Genomic DNA, 13,990 nt, shown 5'->3' on the forward strand with positions numbered 1-13,990 from the left:
GTCATAAGCGGGATTAGAGGCTCACATGGACCAAGAATAAAAAACAAAAATAGGGCAAAGGGAGTACATCGAGAAAAACTTGAATTTCTTGGGACTACACCAGATGAGCTATCCTGAGCCATTCGTTTTGCTCGGATTGCCCATTTGATTCCCCAGATAAAATAAACGGCGCCAAGCAACAACAGAAACCAACCCGCAAAATCCCCCCGAATAGATTGCACGGTTTCAATGTTAAAGAAAGCAAAGCCTAGAAGGAAGACCAGCAAGCCAACTAATACTGTTCCTAAGACATGACTGACTCCACAAAACGCAACATAACTTGCCGTTTTTGGCCCACTCCAACCATTCGTTCTAGCCATAGCAACAAGGGGAAGGTAATGATCCGAGGAACATATAAAAATTATTTCTTCAATATATATTTATCAAACAATAAATGTCATATTATATTGAAATTTTTAACTCATTAGCATGAGCATAATTAATCATTTATTATAATAATTATTTTGATGAATATTTTTCATTTAAATCTGCCCTTGCATTTATTTTTGCGTGTAAACAGAATAAAAGGACTAAATTTATAAACCGCTTTGAAACTATTTTTGAAAATTGGACTACCCTGGATCTGTTCGCTTGCCGCCATTTTCTACTTGGGCTTGGAACTCGGGTCTTCTTCGACTCCCCCGAAGTATTCTGTTGGCGAAGTGGAAGAAAAAAGAAAAAATCCTCAAACATCCTCTTTCCAACCCCCATCTCGTGAAAATAAATTGCAATCGCTAACTGCGTCTTCCACTAATTCAACTAGATTTTCTCAAAAAAGCATTAACAACCCTTCATTACCACCCAACCTCATTAGGATAATGGAAGGGGGAGACATGATAGAAAGTATGGGTGCCTACCTCGATGCAGTTCGGGCGATGGATAAAGGAAATGTAACTGAAGTAATTAGTGCATTTGAAGCCCTACCGAAAGGGTATGGTCGCCACCTGGAAATGAAGTTACTAATGAGGAGTTGGTCTGCGATCGACCCAGAAGCAGCCCTACGATACGCAAATGAATCCTTGGATCCGAAAAGTGAGAGACGGTTTGGAATTTCGGAAGTACTTGCCGGATGGGCAAATCGAGACCCAAAGGGTGCGATCGAGTGGGCAAAAGCGAATAATTCAAGTGAAAAACCGGAGGATAATCCCCTACTTCTAGGGGTTATCAAAGGCTTAGCCGAACAAAATCTTGATTCTGCGAATCAAATCTTCCGAAATTTACCCCAAGGAAGTGCACGATGGCAGGCATCCACTTTTCTTGCTCAGAAGTATGCTGAAATGGGATTCGACCGTGCAATTGATTGGGCCAACCAATTCCCTGAAGAAGACGAAAGAATGCGCGAAACGATTTTAGGACAGATGGGGGCTCGATTAGCAAGGCAGGATATAACTGCCACCGCACAGTGGGTAAAATCAATGAAAAATGATAAAGCCTCCCTCCGAGTTATGGATAATTTACTGACCCAATGGGTAACGAAAGATGCCACTGCTGCTTCCCAATGGGTCGATCAAATAGCCGAGGACGATAAACGGTATTACGGAATGAAACAACTAACTTCCAGATGGGCATTATCTGACCCCATTGCCACAGCTGAATGGTTAAACTCTTTCCCCCCACAATTAGAAATGGACCCCGTGGTCAATGAATTCGTAAACCGAATCTCAACCCGTGACCCTGAGGGGGCAGCAGGATGGGCATTATCGATTGTGGATCCAAAGACTAAAGAACAAGCGGTCAATAAAGCGATCGCAGCGTGGAATCGAATGGATCCGGAAAAAGCAAAGACTTGGCAACAAAACAACTTACCAAGAATCAAATAGTTCGGTTATTTACCGATTGTTTCGATGATCGCTACGATTGGTAAAAATAAAGCGATTACGATAAATCCGACTGCTACTGCCAAAAACACGATCATAACGGGCTCAATTAAGGAAGTCATTCCCGCCACGGCATTATCGACATCTTCATCGTAATTATCCGCAATACGGTTAAGCATCGCAGGAAGCTCTCCAGTCTCCTCCCCAATTTCAACCATGCTGGTAACCATGCTTGGAAATACGGTCTCTCTTTCCATTTGAACCGCCATTGCCTCACCATCCCGTACCGAGTCATGCACCTTACTCATTGCGTTAATAAATAAGCCGTTTGACAGAGTATCCCGTGTAATCTGTATAGCTTGCAGGATTGGAACTCCACTACTGAGCAGTGTACCAAAGGTTCGAGTGATACGAGATATGTTTGATTTACCCACCACATCTTTAACCGCCGGTACATTAAGTCCAAGCCAATCAAAAACTTTTGCTCCCGGTTTCGTTTTCTTAAAAAGAAACAAACCACCCACAGTTCCCCCCATTCCGCCAAGAACGAGGATTGGGTGAGTGGAAAAAAGTTCACTTATTCCAATCACGATTTGAGTGGGCCCAGGAAGCGGTGCTCCACGAAGCATTTGCTCAAATATTGTCTGAAATTGGGGAACCACAACCATCATTAACAGGGTAACAATTCCCACGGCCACAAACATGATCACACTGGGATAAATCATGGCAGATTTAACTTTTTTAATAGTTCGAATATTTTTTTCCTGAAATTGTGCTAATCGATCGAGCACCAATTCCAGCACCCCACCTGCTTCTCCTGCTTTCACCATATTGACATATAAATTATCAAAAACTTTGGGGTACCCTGCTAATCCGTCCGATAAGTTGCCGCCCGAGGAAACCTTTTCTGAGATATCTTCGAGCATGGCTTTAAATTTTGGCTTCTTATCCTGCTGCTTAATCATAACCTCCAAGCTGCGCAACAAGGGCAATCCAGCATGAACCAAGGTAGACATTTGGCGGGTAAAAATAGAAATATCCTCGGAATTGGGTCCTCCACCCAATTCAATCGCCAAAATCCCCCCGTTTTTCTTCTTCTTTTTCGATTTGGCTGGCTTGAGGGCTTTTTCCGCTTTCACCTTCTTTTTCGATTTTTTAACGGATTCCTTCGCTTCGGGTTCCACAGGCGAAGCAGGGGCAGGGCTGCCAGTAAGCGGGGTCTCTTGCATCGGTAAAACCTTAGAGACGGTAAGTCCGTATTGGGCTAATTGGGCGTAGGCTTGTTCTTCATTAGGGGCCTCAAAGGTTCCCTGTTGAGGGTCGCCATTCTGATCGGTTGCGGTAAATTGATAGACAGGCATAATAGTTAAATGTTAATCGTTTTAAGTATATTTCAAGACTTCTTCAACCGTACTCTCTCCATCGAAGATGGAACGAATCCCATCCTCCCTTAAGGTACGCATACCCTGTTCAATCGCCTTTTGTCGGAGCACAAGAGTCGCAGCCCCAGAATTAATCATTTCCCGAAAGGCATCGGTTGCTTTAATCATTTCAAACAAACCGGTACGTCCCCGGTAACCCGACTGATTACATTCTGCACAACCTGCACCAAAATAAAATTGGCGTTCTCCTACCTCATCTGGATTCAATCCGAGATTTTGGAAGACTTCTTTTTTAGGTTCATATGCTTGCTTACAGCTCGAGCAGATTTTTCGAACCAATCGTTGAGCGAGAACAAACTCCAGTGATGCAGAAAGAAGAAAAGGCTCCAAACCCATATCAATTAACCGAGTCACAGCACCTGGAGCATCATTGGTATGCAATGTACTCAAAACCACATGCCCAGTAAGAGATGCCTGCACCGCAATTCTCGCCGTTTCAATATCGCGTATTTCGCCCACCATGATCTTATCGGGATCCTGTCGTAAAAAAGCCCGTAACGCACGAGAGAAATCCAGTCCAACCTGGTGGTTGATGGGCACCTGCATAATTCCTTCGATTTCATACTCTACTGGATCTTCTGCAGTTATTAATTTAGTTTCAATGGTGTTTACTTCCCGTAGTGCACTGTAAAGAGTAGTAGTTTTTCCTGAACCAGTTGGACCAGTCACAATAAAGATTCCATTAGGTCGACGGACTGCGTCTCGAATATTGGTCTTCACATTTTCTGGGAGTCCCAAGTTATCGAGGTCTAAGTTGACCGCTGACTTATCGAGCACACGCAAAACCACACTCTCTCCAAATTGAGTCGGTAAAGTAGAAACCCGAAGGTCAACTGCTCTGCCTTCAATGGTCATTTTAATACGCCCATCCTGTGGAATACGATGCTCGGCAATATTTAAATCAGCGATTACCTTGATCCGTGAAATAACTGGCAGGGCCAAGCTTTTAGGAGGGGGAGACATTTCATAAAGCGCTCCGTCCACTCGGTAACGAATTCGAAATTCATTCTCGAATGGTTCGAAATGAATATCTGAAGCCTGTGCCCGAATTGCCTGCTGCATGACCAGGTTTACAAAACGAATAATGGGAGTCTCATTTGCAGCATCACTTAGTTCATTTTCCTTCGATTCATCTAAACCCTCAAAGTTTTCCAAGCCAACATCTCCCAATAAATCATCGAGTGAACTTTCTTCCTGAGGGTAGTGTACATCCAAAAGTTGAGCCACATAATCTGGGTCGCAAACCACTAATTGAATCTCGAGATTCAATGCAAAAGTAAGGTCATCAATAATCGCAGAATTAAATGGATCGGCAGCAAGAAGGTGAACGCCTCCCTCCGAAAGGTAAAGTGGGACAATTGCGTATTGACGAGCCAGATCAGCTCCGATTGTAGAAATCGCCTCGCTTTCAATTTCAGTTACCTCTCCGACCTGTAATTCATATCCCAAAAACTCCGAAACCAAGCTTAGGATGTCTTCCTTAGAAGCCAGCCCCGCAGCAATAATTGAATCCGCATAAGATCGCCTCCCGGCGATTACTTCCTCGTCAAACAACTCCTCTAATCCGTGTTGGGAAACCCCGTCCACTTGCTTAAAGATATCTCGAATACTGGAATTGTAATCTACAAAAAGCATGATTTTTATTATTCCTCTGCTGTGGTTACCATGAGGACCTCGTCCAATGTGGTGACTCCCGCTAACACTTTTCTAAATCCATCCTCACGCATTGACCGCATCCCCATTTCACGAGCCTTCTTACGTAATTCAACGATGCTTACATTATGGTAAATCATTTCTTCAATTTCCTGATTGACCACAAAAATTTCAAACACACCTTTTCGGCCACGGAATCCACTGTCTCCACATTTGGCACAGCCTGCTCCATGCATAAAAGTCGCACTGGAGGCCTGGTCTTCTGATACTCCCAAAATATTGAGTTCACTACCTTTCGGGGTGTAAGGTTCTTTACAGTTTTGACAAATCGAACGAACTAATCGTTGGGCAAGAGCCGCCCGCAAGGATGCGGACACGAGAAATGGCTTTACTCCCATATCAATTAAACGAGAAACGGAACTCGGTGCATCATTGGTGTGAAGCGTACTGAATACCATATGTCCTGTAAGAGAAGCATTAATCGCAATCTCTGCAGTTTCCAGGTCACGAATCTCTCCGACCATGACAATATTGGGTGCCTGTCGGAGCATAGAGCGTAATGCTGCCGAAAAAGTCATCCCTACCTCCGTTCGAACTTGTACCTGGTTAATACCGGCCACCTCATACTCGACCGGGTCTTCCACTGTAATAATTTTACGATCCGGTTTGTTAATTACATTTAATGCAGAATAGAGAGTGGTTGATTTTCCAGAACCCGTTGGTCCCGTCACTAGAAAAATTCCGTCCGGTAATGTAATGACCTTTTCAAAAGTAGTTTGATCATCAGAGAAGAATCCAAGTTGGGGAAGACCCAAGCTTAAACTTTCCTTATCCAAAATACGCATCACAATGCTTTCACCATGCACCGTGGGTAAAGTGGAGACTCGAAGATCAATCACTTTTTCGCCTACCTTCACATTGATTCTTCCATCGAGCGGCACCCGTTTTTCAGCTAAACTCACATTGGCCATCAGTTTAGTTCTAGATATGATGGAGGGTTGTAACCTCTTCGGTGGATCTTGTTGCTCACGTAATTTCCCATCCACTCGAAAGCGGATACGAAACTTCTTTTCTAAGGGCTCCATATGAATATCGGATGCCCTCATTTCCAGAGCATCTTTAATGATCGAATGAACATATTTAATAATGGGAGCATCTTCCTCGCTTACATCTTCCGAGTTCACTCCATCGCCAATTTCAATATCATCATCCCCCACCCCGCCAAAGAAATCCTTCATCTTACGATCTTCGGCCGCACCATAAGCCTCATCAATCGCAGCTAATACCGAGCCCCGATATGCAACTTTGGGATTAATTGATTTTCCTAAAAGATGGGTCAGGTTATCAAAGCCATCCTGATCGAGAGGGTTTCCAAAAACAATTTCAATCTCAGCACCTGTTGCCCCAATCGGAAATGCTTCGTACTGCCTTGCCCACTCTGGAGTAAGCAGAGCAATAATATCTTCTGTTGGATTGACTTGGGAAACATCCACTGCATCCATGTTCAGCTCGGTGGCTAAAAAACTGACCACTTCTGACTCGGGCATACCCGTTTTTGCCAGGACGCCGTTCATAATTGCGAGTTCTTTCCCGCCAATTAAGCTGTCACCCTCTGCCTCCACCTCTGCGGTAATTTCTGCCAAAACCTCATCGGAAAGCATCCCCTGTTGCTTAAATGCGTCTAGGATAAATTCGTCCGTTGGGTTCATGTGATATTGCTGAAAAGAAAAGTAAAATAAAAGAAAGTAAAAATATAGTAAAATTTTCTTATTATTTACAAGCTCATCTGCCCAAGCCCACTAAAAATTCAGGATTATTTTTGGTTTTACGGACTCGTTGAATGAACATCTCCATCGCCTCAACCGGAGGAACACCTTTAAGGGAACGCCTAAGAGAATAAATTTTATTTAACTCATCAGGGTGATATAAAAGTTCTTCTTTACGAGTTCCACTTTTCTCAAAATCCAAGGCAGGGAAAATCCTTTTATTGGAAAGTTCACGATCTAAGTGAAGTTCCATATTGCCAGTGCCCTTAAACTCTTCAAAAATCACTTCATCCATTTTACTTCCAGTTTCAACCAACGCGGTTCCAAGAATGGTTAAACTCCCCCCTCCTTCAATATTTCGGGCGGAACCAAAGAATCGTTTGGGCCGTTGCAAAGCGGTTGCCTCCACTCCGCCACTCAGTATTTTCCCACTGTTGGGCATTGTGGCATTGTAGGCTCGGGCAAGCCTGGTAATCGAGTCGAGTAAAATAACGACATCTTGATTGCACTCGACCATACGACGAGCTTTTTCAATTACAATTTCTGCTGCATGAACATGACTTTCCGCACTTTCATCAAACGTGGAGGCAATCACTTCAGAATCGGGAACCTGACGACGAAAATCGGTCACCTCTTCCGGGCGCTCGTCCACCAGTAGGACAATTAAATGAGCATTGGGATTATTGACACGAAGTGCACGCGCAATTGCCTGTTGCAGTACAGTTTTCCCGGTTCTGGGTGGAGCGACAATTAAACCTCGTTGGCCAAAACCAATCGGAGAAACAAGATCGACCACACGCATGGATACATTATCCCACTCCACATCCGCATTTGTCTCAAGATAAATACGATCCAATGGATAATAGGGAATTAATTCCGTAAAGGGCATTATCCGGGATGCCTCCTCGGGGTCACCGTTCATCACCTTGTCGATCTGAATTACAATCGGGCAGGTGGAAAGTTCCATCTTAGGATGAATAAACCCTTGAACAAGATGTCCTGTTTTCAGTCCAAATCGTTTAATCAATACCGCAGGAACGAGGGGGCTTTGTGCTCTGAGTCGATAGTTATCTTTTTCCTGAAGTAGAAAACCATGCCCGTCCTCAGTGACCTCAAGAATAGCAGAGATTTCGACGGGTTGCTTTTTTTCTAAACAGGCATTAAACAAAAGATCAAAAATTTCTTCGCGGATTGGAGCGGGTGGTAATTCAATTTCCACCGCTAAAGAGGAAATTTTTTCCTTCAGTTCTTGAAGGGGCAAAACATAGAGTTCATTAAAATTGATCGCCGCTTCATCCGACCCGGCAAAAAGTTCTGCTAAAGTAGAAATTCCCTCCTCTGTCTTTAATCCTTCAAACTCAAGTAAGTTTCCTAGTTCGAGAGATTTAGATTCAGTATCCTCAAACGGTAACTTGCGAGGCTTTTTAAATTTGGGGCGGGGCTTATTGTTCTTTTGCCTTTTTTTATCCTGCCAATTTTGTTTTTTGAAATTCTTATTTCCCTGTCCCTGTTGATGTCCCTGTTGATGTCCTTGCCCCTGTTGATTGGGGTGATTGTGCCTGGGTTGCTGAGGGTGTGGCTTACTGGGTGCAGAAACTGGCTTAGTTTCGGGAGTATTATTTTCTTTTGGTTTTACGACTGGAGGCTGAGGAGCATTCTCTTCTTTCTCATAAGGATTCGATGCAGGTTTCTCTGGTTCACTCCCGTCAGTACTAAAGAAAAGCTGTGCATCATTAACCGGTTCTGTAACCACCGGCTTGGTCTTTTTAGGAGTTGCCCTCTTTGGTTTCGGCTTCTCGACCGGAGTATCCTTCTTCACCTCTTCCGGCGTTGCATTTTCTACGGGAAGAATCTCCTTTTCGATTTCTTTTACTTTTTTGGGACTGGTCTTGGTAGTTTTTTTCGTGGGCATAGCAAATTATTTAAGAATGGAATTTATAAATGAGTTAAAAAGTTTTTGATTTGTAATTCTAAAAAATTGAGATCACCGCCTCCTAAGATAACAAAATGGGCACGATCCGATTTTTCTTCAACCGGCATTTGGGCATTGATTCGGGCGATAATTTCATCGTGGTCCAAACCCCTCTCTTGCAGCCGAGTAATCTGCTTGCACGAAGAAGTATGGACCGAAATCGTTTTTGTAAAAAGGGCATCAAGATCATTTTCAAAAAGAAGCGGGACTTCCACGACAAATTTGCGATAAGAAGAAAGCTGAACGAGAGACATCCATCTTTCCCGCACAAGAGGGTGTAACAACCCTTCCAACCAAGTGCGCTCCGTGGAAGAATTAAATATTACATGAGCAAGTTGTACTTTGTCAATGTTTCCATGTACATCCTTCATTGGTGCACCCCAACGGTTTACAATTTGACCAATAACTTCTTGATCATCTTCTAATAATTGGTGAACCAGGGAATCTGTTGAAACCACTTGCCAGCCAAGATCTGCAAATTTCTTACAAACTGTCGACTTGCCACAAGCAATTCCCCCAGTGATTCCTACCACCACTTTATTGGGGAATGGAAACATGTGATTTATATTCTGTAATTGGGAATGACAGGCAAGCCTCGAAATTAAATTAATTTTGAGATAATCGGCTTGCTTCTAATTTTTGACTCTTTATTATGACCCCTTTCCTAAAAGGTAGGGTATCCAAGTGGCTAAAGGATGCGGACTGTAAATCCGCCCGCTTCGCGCGTTCGTCGGTTCGAATCCGACCCCTACCACCATTTTGTTAAAAAAAGATTGAGAGACAAAGTACTGCTTAATTAAATTTCACATGCCAATGGAGTTGGTTGGATAAACAGCCAACGCTTTATTAATCGGTTTAATTTATTGTTCAACAAATCGAATGATCCCAAGGCTCTTCCTCCTTCATTTTGACAATTATCACATTAAGGAATCAACAAATAATACTTCACTGCACACCCTCCACTCATTGCCCCCCTTTGAAAGCTCTAAGAAAAAAAGGGAAATCCTATCTTCTACCGACCTGCATTACTGAGAGATGACGATCACAATATTCAATATTTGACAGGATATAATTTGCTCGGCAATGGTGATTTGATGAGAAAGGGTCTAAAGTGGGTTTTGATAATAATTGGAGGGGTTTTACTTTACCTTTATAATGTTTGGATAGGACGCTTCCCGGGATGAATAAAGTTTCAGAATGGGGAAGTAATTTTTTTCATGTGGGTATATTGGCATTATCTCTTTCTATCGTTTTTTCCGAATACACCAGTCAATTCCTGTATGCTCATTACCAAACATGGTCCGCTTGGCGATCGATGATCGGGTCGGATCCAAATTCATTGACTCTAATTTTACAAAAATTAACTTGGGCAGGCTTCTTTTTTGCCACTTGGTTTATGTTGTGGAAACTAGATTCTTTTTTCCGGCAACCCCTTCATGCAGGTGATGAATCAAGTAAAGAGCAGGAGGAAACCGAACCAGGACAGGACGATAATATCGCCAAAACAGACCGCAGAAAAAGAAGGTATAATGAAGAAGATAAAGTTCTGATTGAAACCGAAGAGGATGTCCCAGATTCTTCAACCGACTCCCATACGGAACCCCATGAGATTATTTTCTTGCCCGAGGATTATGAATATGCGCGAGTTTTGGGGCTTAAAGAACCAATAGATTTGAAGGTTGTAAAATCAACCTACCGTAAAATCATTGCCCAATATCACCCCGATCGAGTGGTGGCAATGGGGCCGGAGATCAAAGAAGTTGCCGAGAAAAAAGCCAAGGAAATCAATGAGGCATACGAACATTTAAGGAAAAAGTTTGATTTAAGCTAAACGAGCATAATCAGTTCTATTTCCCCCCGATCTTACTTATCGCTTGAAGATGCGCACAAAATTCATACGATAGGACGCTTTTAAAAATTATGACTGACAAACCTACTCAACACGAATTTCAAGCGGAAACCAAACAGGTTCTAGATATTGTGGTTAATTCCCTCTACAAGGACAAAGAAATATTTATTCGGGAATTAATCTCCAATGCCTCAGATGCCTTGGAAAAACTGCGCCGCCTCCAATTAACTGAGAAAGAAATCTTTGAGGACGACTTAGAGCATGAAATTAAGGTTACGACCGATGACACCGCCAATACTTTGACCATTCAGGATTTTGGCCTGGGCATGAATAAAGAGGAATTAATCGAGAACCTGGGGACAATCGCACACTCCGGATCAAAAGCTTTTATTGAAGCACTGCAAGCCGATGGAGAAAAAAGTGACTCGTTGATCGGGAAATTTGGAGTCGGATTTTACAGTGTATTCATGGTTTCCGATAAAGTACAGGCATTCACCAGAACATGGAAGAAAGATGGAAGTGGACAGTGTTGGGAAAGTGATGGAAGTGGTTCCTACTCGATTGAAGAATCAAGCGATCAACAAAGAGGAACAAAAGTAGTAATTAATTTAAAAGAAGGTTTTTCTGAATTTGCAAAAGAAGACCGAGTCAAGGATATCATTAAGAAATATTCTGCTTTTGTTCAGTTTCCAGTTTCCTTAAATGGAGAGAAAGTAAATACGGTTGATGCGATTTGGCTTCGTTCCAAAAATGAAATCAAAGACGAAGAGTACGAGGAATTTTATAAATTTCAGTCCAACGACTATGAAGCTCCCCTCATGCGCATGCATTTTAGTGCAGACGCTCCACTCGAGATTAATTCCCTTCTTTTTGTACCGAAAAGAAACATGGAAAAAATGGGGATGTTCAGAAATGAAAACAAGGTAGCATTGCATTGCAGGAAAGTACTAATTGATGCAGAGCCCAAGGCTTTATTTCCGGAGTGGTTACGATTTTTAAAAGGAGTGGTCGATAGTTCAGACTTACCTCTTAATGTATCCCGCGAGGTAATGCAGGATAGTGAATTACTCAGAAAACTTAATCAGGTCCTGACAAAAAGATTTCTTCGATTCCTTAATGAACAATCAAAAAAGGAACCCGAAACTTATTTGGAATTTTGGAAAGAATTTGGCATTCTGATCAAAGAAGGTGCAGCTACTGATTTCACCTACAAAGATGATTTGGCCAAACTCCTTCGATTTGAATCAACTGCAATGGAACCGGGTAAGCTTACCGGACTCGATGAGTACATCGACCGAATGGCAAAGGATCAAAAAGAAATTTTATTTCTTTTCGGAAAAAGTAGGCAGTCCATCGAGGCAGGTCCTTACTTAGAAGCTCTAAAAGCACGTAGTCTTGAAGTTCTTCTTCTTACTGAACCTGTAGATGAATATGTAATGCAATCCGTTCGTGAGTATAAAGAGAAAAAGATTATCTCTGCCGACTCGGATGAATTAAAACTGGAAAAACTCGACCAGGAACCGGAAGGAAAAGCACTCAACAAGAAGGATACCAAATCATTGTGTAAATGGCTTAAGGAAAGCCTTAAGGATAAGGTATCAGAAGTTGAAACCGGCGATCGCCTGATCGACAGTCCGGTTTGTATAGTGGGCGGAGATGGTCTAGGAGGAGCATCTGCTCGTCGAGTTATGAAAATGATGCAGGGGGCTGATGATGGAATGCCAACTTCGCCGGTTAAACTTCAGGTAAATCAAAGACACCCCATTATTAAAGGGTTATCAAAGTTGTTAGAGTCAGACAAAGAAACTGCTGAGCTGATTGCAAATCAACTACTCGATAATGCATTGGCCACAGCTAATTTACTCGACGACCCGAGGGAAATGATCGCACGTAGCTATAAGGCAATCGAAAAGCTGGCCAATCAATAGGCGATATTTCACATAATTCGGCTCGGCAAAGAGAAGAATTGTGAATTATAGATCGATCCAATTTAAAAAATTGATATTGCGAAATTTTTAAAAGCATGAATAAATTCCCAACATGAATCGTTTACCATTACACTTTCGTATTCTTTTAGGAATAATTTCCACTTCTTTATTCTTTTCATTCTCTTCCTGTACTCGAGGAGGTTCCAATCCTTTCTCAAAGGATGATGGGGAAATTAAGGAAAACATTGAAAGCCTGATGGGGCTTGCAGTTGGCATGACCAAGGGACAAGTTTTTGAACTCGCCGGTATCGCAAACTATGTTGAAGGCTATGATTGGGGGAGTGCTTGGTTTTACAAAATCCGCAAAGGTGGAAACGAGGGCACTCTAGCTAATAAAGATATTGAGCAAAGGTATATGCCAGTTGTGTTTGATAATACGGACAGGGTAATGGGTTATGGACGGAAGTTTTATGATCAAACTTTAAGTGATCTTGGCTCTGGTCAATTTTAACCCCTACTAATTACCCCTCTTAAATGATTGTTCAGTTGACGAACGATATATAATTTGTTTTATTTAAAAGCTTTTCTCCAAATCTAACATGAAAACAACTCTTGCCAAAGCTGAAACAACTACCCACGGGTGGAGAATTGTGGATGCAAAAGATCAAATTCTTGGTAGACTCGCAGTGTCTATCGCTAATTCACTCCGCGGTCGCGACAAACCCACCTACACTCCACATGTGGACACAGGTGACTATGTAATCGTTATTAACGCAGACAAGGTCAAGCTCACTGGAGCAAAGGAAGAACAGAAGAAATACATGTTTTACAGTGGCTACATGGGAGGCGAAAAATACCGTAATGTAGCAGACTTTCGTAAGAAGAGACCAGAATTTATTATCATGAATGCGGTAAAGGGTATGTTACCCAAAAACAAACTTGCCGATCGCATGCTGACAAAACTCAAAGTGTACCGCGGAGAAGAACATCCGCATTCCGCTCAACAACCGACTCCATTAGCAAGTTAATCTATTTATTTTATGAGTGCCAAAACTTCCACCACTGAATTTATTGCCACAGGCAGAAGAAAAACAAGTTCCGCCCGTGTTCGAATTAAAGAAGGCACAGGGAATTTCCTGATCAACGGAAAAGAATACTCCGATTATTGCTCCACTGAGGAATCTCGAAAAATTGTGTTATCACCTCTTGCTTCCGTAGATATGGTGGGCGGAGTGGATATAACAGTTAATGTTTCTGGTGGTGGCAGCGCAGGACAAGCAGGAGCAATCAGGCATGGTTTATCTCGTGCTTTGGAAAAAATGGATCCCGAGCTTCGAGTTCCTCTCAAGAAAGACGGACACATGCGACGAGATCCACGAAAACTCGAGCGGAAAAAACCTGGACAACCAGGGGCCAGAAAAAGATTCCAATTCTCAAAACGATAGAAACTCTTTTATTCTCTTTAACAAAACCCCTCGGAACTCCAACCGAGGGGTTTGTTTTTTTAATTAGCACAAACTATTT

At 42.5% G+C, this 13,990-nt stretch carries 11 protein-coding genes, 1 tRNA gene and 1 pseudogene; 7 read left to right on the top strand and 6 right to left on the bottom strand.

The features are described from left to right. Positions 1-359 (bottom strand): annotated as a pseudogene (locus ACKPQ5_RS03460) (hypothetical protein); the annotation flags it as partial. 228 nt (positions 360-587) lie between these two features. Here ACKPQ5_RS03460 and ACKPQ5_RS03465 point away from each other — a divergent pair. Next, positions 588-1,859: a hypothetical protein gene (locus ACKPQ5_RS03465; protein ID WP_407677703.1), complete on the top strand. Its 1,272-nt coding sequence runs from the start codon at positions 588-590 to the stop codon at positions 1,857-1,859. A gap of 5 nt (positions 1,860-1,864) precedes the next feature. Here the strand turns inward: ACKPQ5_RS03465 and ACKPQ5_RS03470 are convergent, their stop codons facing one another. From ACKPQ5_RS03470 to coaE, 5 genes are all read right to left on the bottom strand, one after another. Further along, positions 1,865-3,217, bottom strand: a complete 1,353-nt coding sequence (locus ACKPQ5_RS03470) for a type II secretion system F family protein (protein WP_407677704.1) — start codon at positions 3,215-3,217, stop codon at positions 1,865-1,867. Positions 3,218-3,238: 21 nt separating this feature from the next. After that, positions 3,239-4,933, bottom strand: a complete 1,695-nt coding sequence (locus ACKPQ5_RS03475; RefSeq protein WP_407677705.1) for a GspE/PulE family protein — start codon at positions 4,931-4,933, stop codon at positions 3,239-3,241. 8 nt (positions 4,934-4,941) lie between these two features. After that, on the bottom strand, positions 4,942-6,660 hold the full coding sequence (locus tag ACKPQ5_RS03480) for a GspE/PulE family protein (RefSeq protein ID WP_407677706.1): 1,719 nt from the start codon (positions 6,658-6,660) through the stop codon (positions 4,942-4,944). Between the two features lie 73 nt (positions 6,661-6,733). Beyond that, positions 6,734-8,629 carry a transcription termination factor Rho gene (gene rho / locus ACKPQ5_RS03485; RefSeq protein WP_407677707.1) on the bottom strand — a complete coding sequence of 632 codons (1,896 nt, stop codon included), beginning with the start codon at positions 8,627-8,629 and terminating at the stop codon, positions 6,734-6,736. A gap of 23 nt (positions 8,630-8,652) precedes the next feature. Beyond that, positions 8,653-9,246 (bottom strand): dephospho-CoA kinase, encoded by a 594-nt coding sequence (gene coaE / locus ACKPQ5_RS03490; RefSeq protein ID WP_407677708.1) that lies wholly within the window; start codon positions 9,244-9,246, stop codon positions 8,653-8,655. A gap of 113 nt (positions 9,247-9,359) precedes the next feature. On the opposite strand from coaE, the gene ACKPQ5_RS03495 reads away from it, so the two are divergent. The 6 genes from ACKPQ5_RS03495 to rpsI all read left to right on the top strand — a co-directional run bounded on the left by ACKPQ5_RS03495 (position 9,360) and on the right by rpsI (position 13,911). Next, positions 9,360-9,446: transfer RNA gene (locus tag ACKPQ5_RS03495), tRNA-Tyr, on the top strand. Positions 9,447-9,869: 423 nt separating this feature from the next. Next, positions 9,870-10,520, top strand: coding sequence for a J domain-containing protein (locus tag ACKPQ5_RS03500; protein ID WP_407677709.1), 651 nt, complete (start codon positions 9,870-9,872; stop codon positions 10,518-10,520). 89 nt (positions 10,521-10,609) lie between these two features. Continuing rightward, positions 10,610-12,466 (top strand): molecular chaperone HtpG, encoded by a 1,857-nt coding sequence (htpG, locus tag ACKPQ5_RS03505; RefSeq protein ID WP_407677710.1) that lies wholly within the window; start codon positions 10,610-10,612, stop codon positions 12,464-12,466. 112 nt (positions 12,467-12,578) lie between these two features. Beyond that, entirely contained in the window at positions 12,579-12,977 is a 399-nt protein-coding gene (locus tag ACKPQ5_RS03510; RefSeq protein WP_407677711.1) for a hypothetical protein, read from the top strand. 88 nt (positions 12,978-13,065) lie between these two features. Continuing rightward, positions 13,066-13,494, top strand: coding sequence for a 50S ribosomal protein L13 (rplM, locus tag ACKPQ5_RS03515; protein WP_407677712.1), 429 nt, complete (start codon positions 13,066-13,068; stop codon positions 13,492-13,494). A gap of 12 nt (positions 13,495-13,506) precedes the next feature. Next, positions 13,507-13,911 (top strand): 30S ribosomal protein S9, encoded by a 405-nt coding sequence (rpsI, locus tag ACKPQ5_RS03520; RefSeq protein ID WP_407677713.1) that lies wholly within the window; start codon positions 13,507-13,509, stop codon positions 13,909-13,911. The last annotated feature ends 79 nt before the right edge of the window (positions 13,912-13,990 follow it).

Source organism: Candidatus Seribacter sulfatis (assembly GCF_964187635.1).
GTDB lineage: Bacteria > Verrucomicrobiota > Verrucomicrobiia > Opitutales > Seribacteraceae > Seribacter > Seribacter sulfatis.

What these genes read in the sequence shown, in the direction of transcription:
- rplM (WP_407677712.1), top strand. Translation starts at nt 13,066, where the DNA reads ATGAAAACAACTCTTGCCAAAGCTGAAACAACTACCCACGGGTGGAGA.
- ACKPQ5_RS03510 (WP_407677711.1), top strand. Translation starts at nt 12,579, where the DNA reads ATGAATCGTTTACCATTACACTTTCGTATTCTTTTAGGAATAATTTCC.
- ACKPQ5_RS03480 (WP_407677706.1), bottom strand. Translation starts at nt 6,660, where the DNA reads ATGAACCCAACGGACGAATTTATCCTAGACGCATTTAAGCAACAGGGG.
- coaE (WP_407677708.1), bottom strand. Translation starts at nt 9,246, where the DNA reads ATGTTTCCATTCCCCAATAAAGTGGTGGTAGGAATCACTGGGGGAATT.
- rho (WP_407677707.1), bottom strand. Translation starts at nt 8,629, where the DNA reads ATGCCCACGAAAAAAACTACCAAGACCAGTCCCAAAAAAGTAAAAGAA.
- ACKPQ5_RS03475 (WP_407677705.1), bottom strand. Translation starts at nt 4,933, where the DNA reads ATGCTTTTTGTAGATTACAATTCCAGTATTCGAGATATCTTTAAGCAA.
- htpG (WP_407677710.1), top strand. Translation starts at nt 10,610, where the DNA reads ATGACTGACAAACCTACTCAACACGAATTTCAAGCGGAAACCAAACAG.
- rpsI (WP_407677713.1), top strand. Translation starts at nt 13,507, where the DNA reads ATGAGTGCCAAAACTTCCACCACTGAATTTATTGCCACAGGCAGAAGA.
- ACKPQ5_RS03500 (WP_407677709.1), top strand. Translation starts at nt 9,870, where the DNA reads ATGAATAAAGTTTCAGAATGGGGAAGTAATTTTTTTCATGTGGGTATA.
- ACKPQ5_RS03470 (WP_407677704.1), bottom strand. Translation starts at nt 3,217, where the DNA reads ATGCCTGTCTATCAATTTACCGCAACCGATCAGAATGGCGACCCTCAA.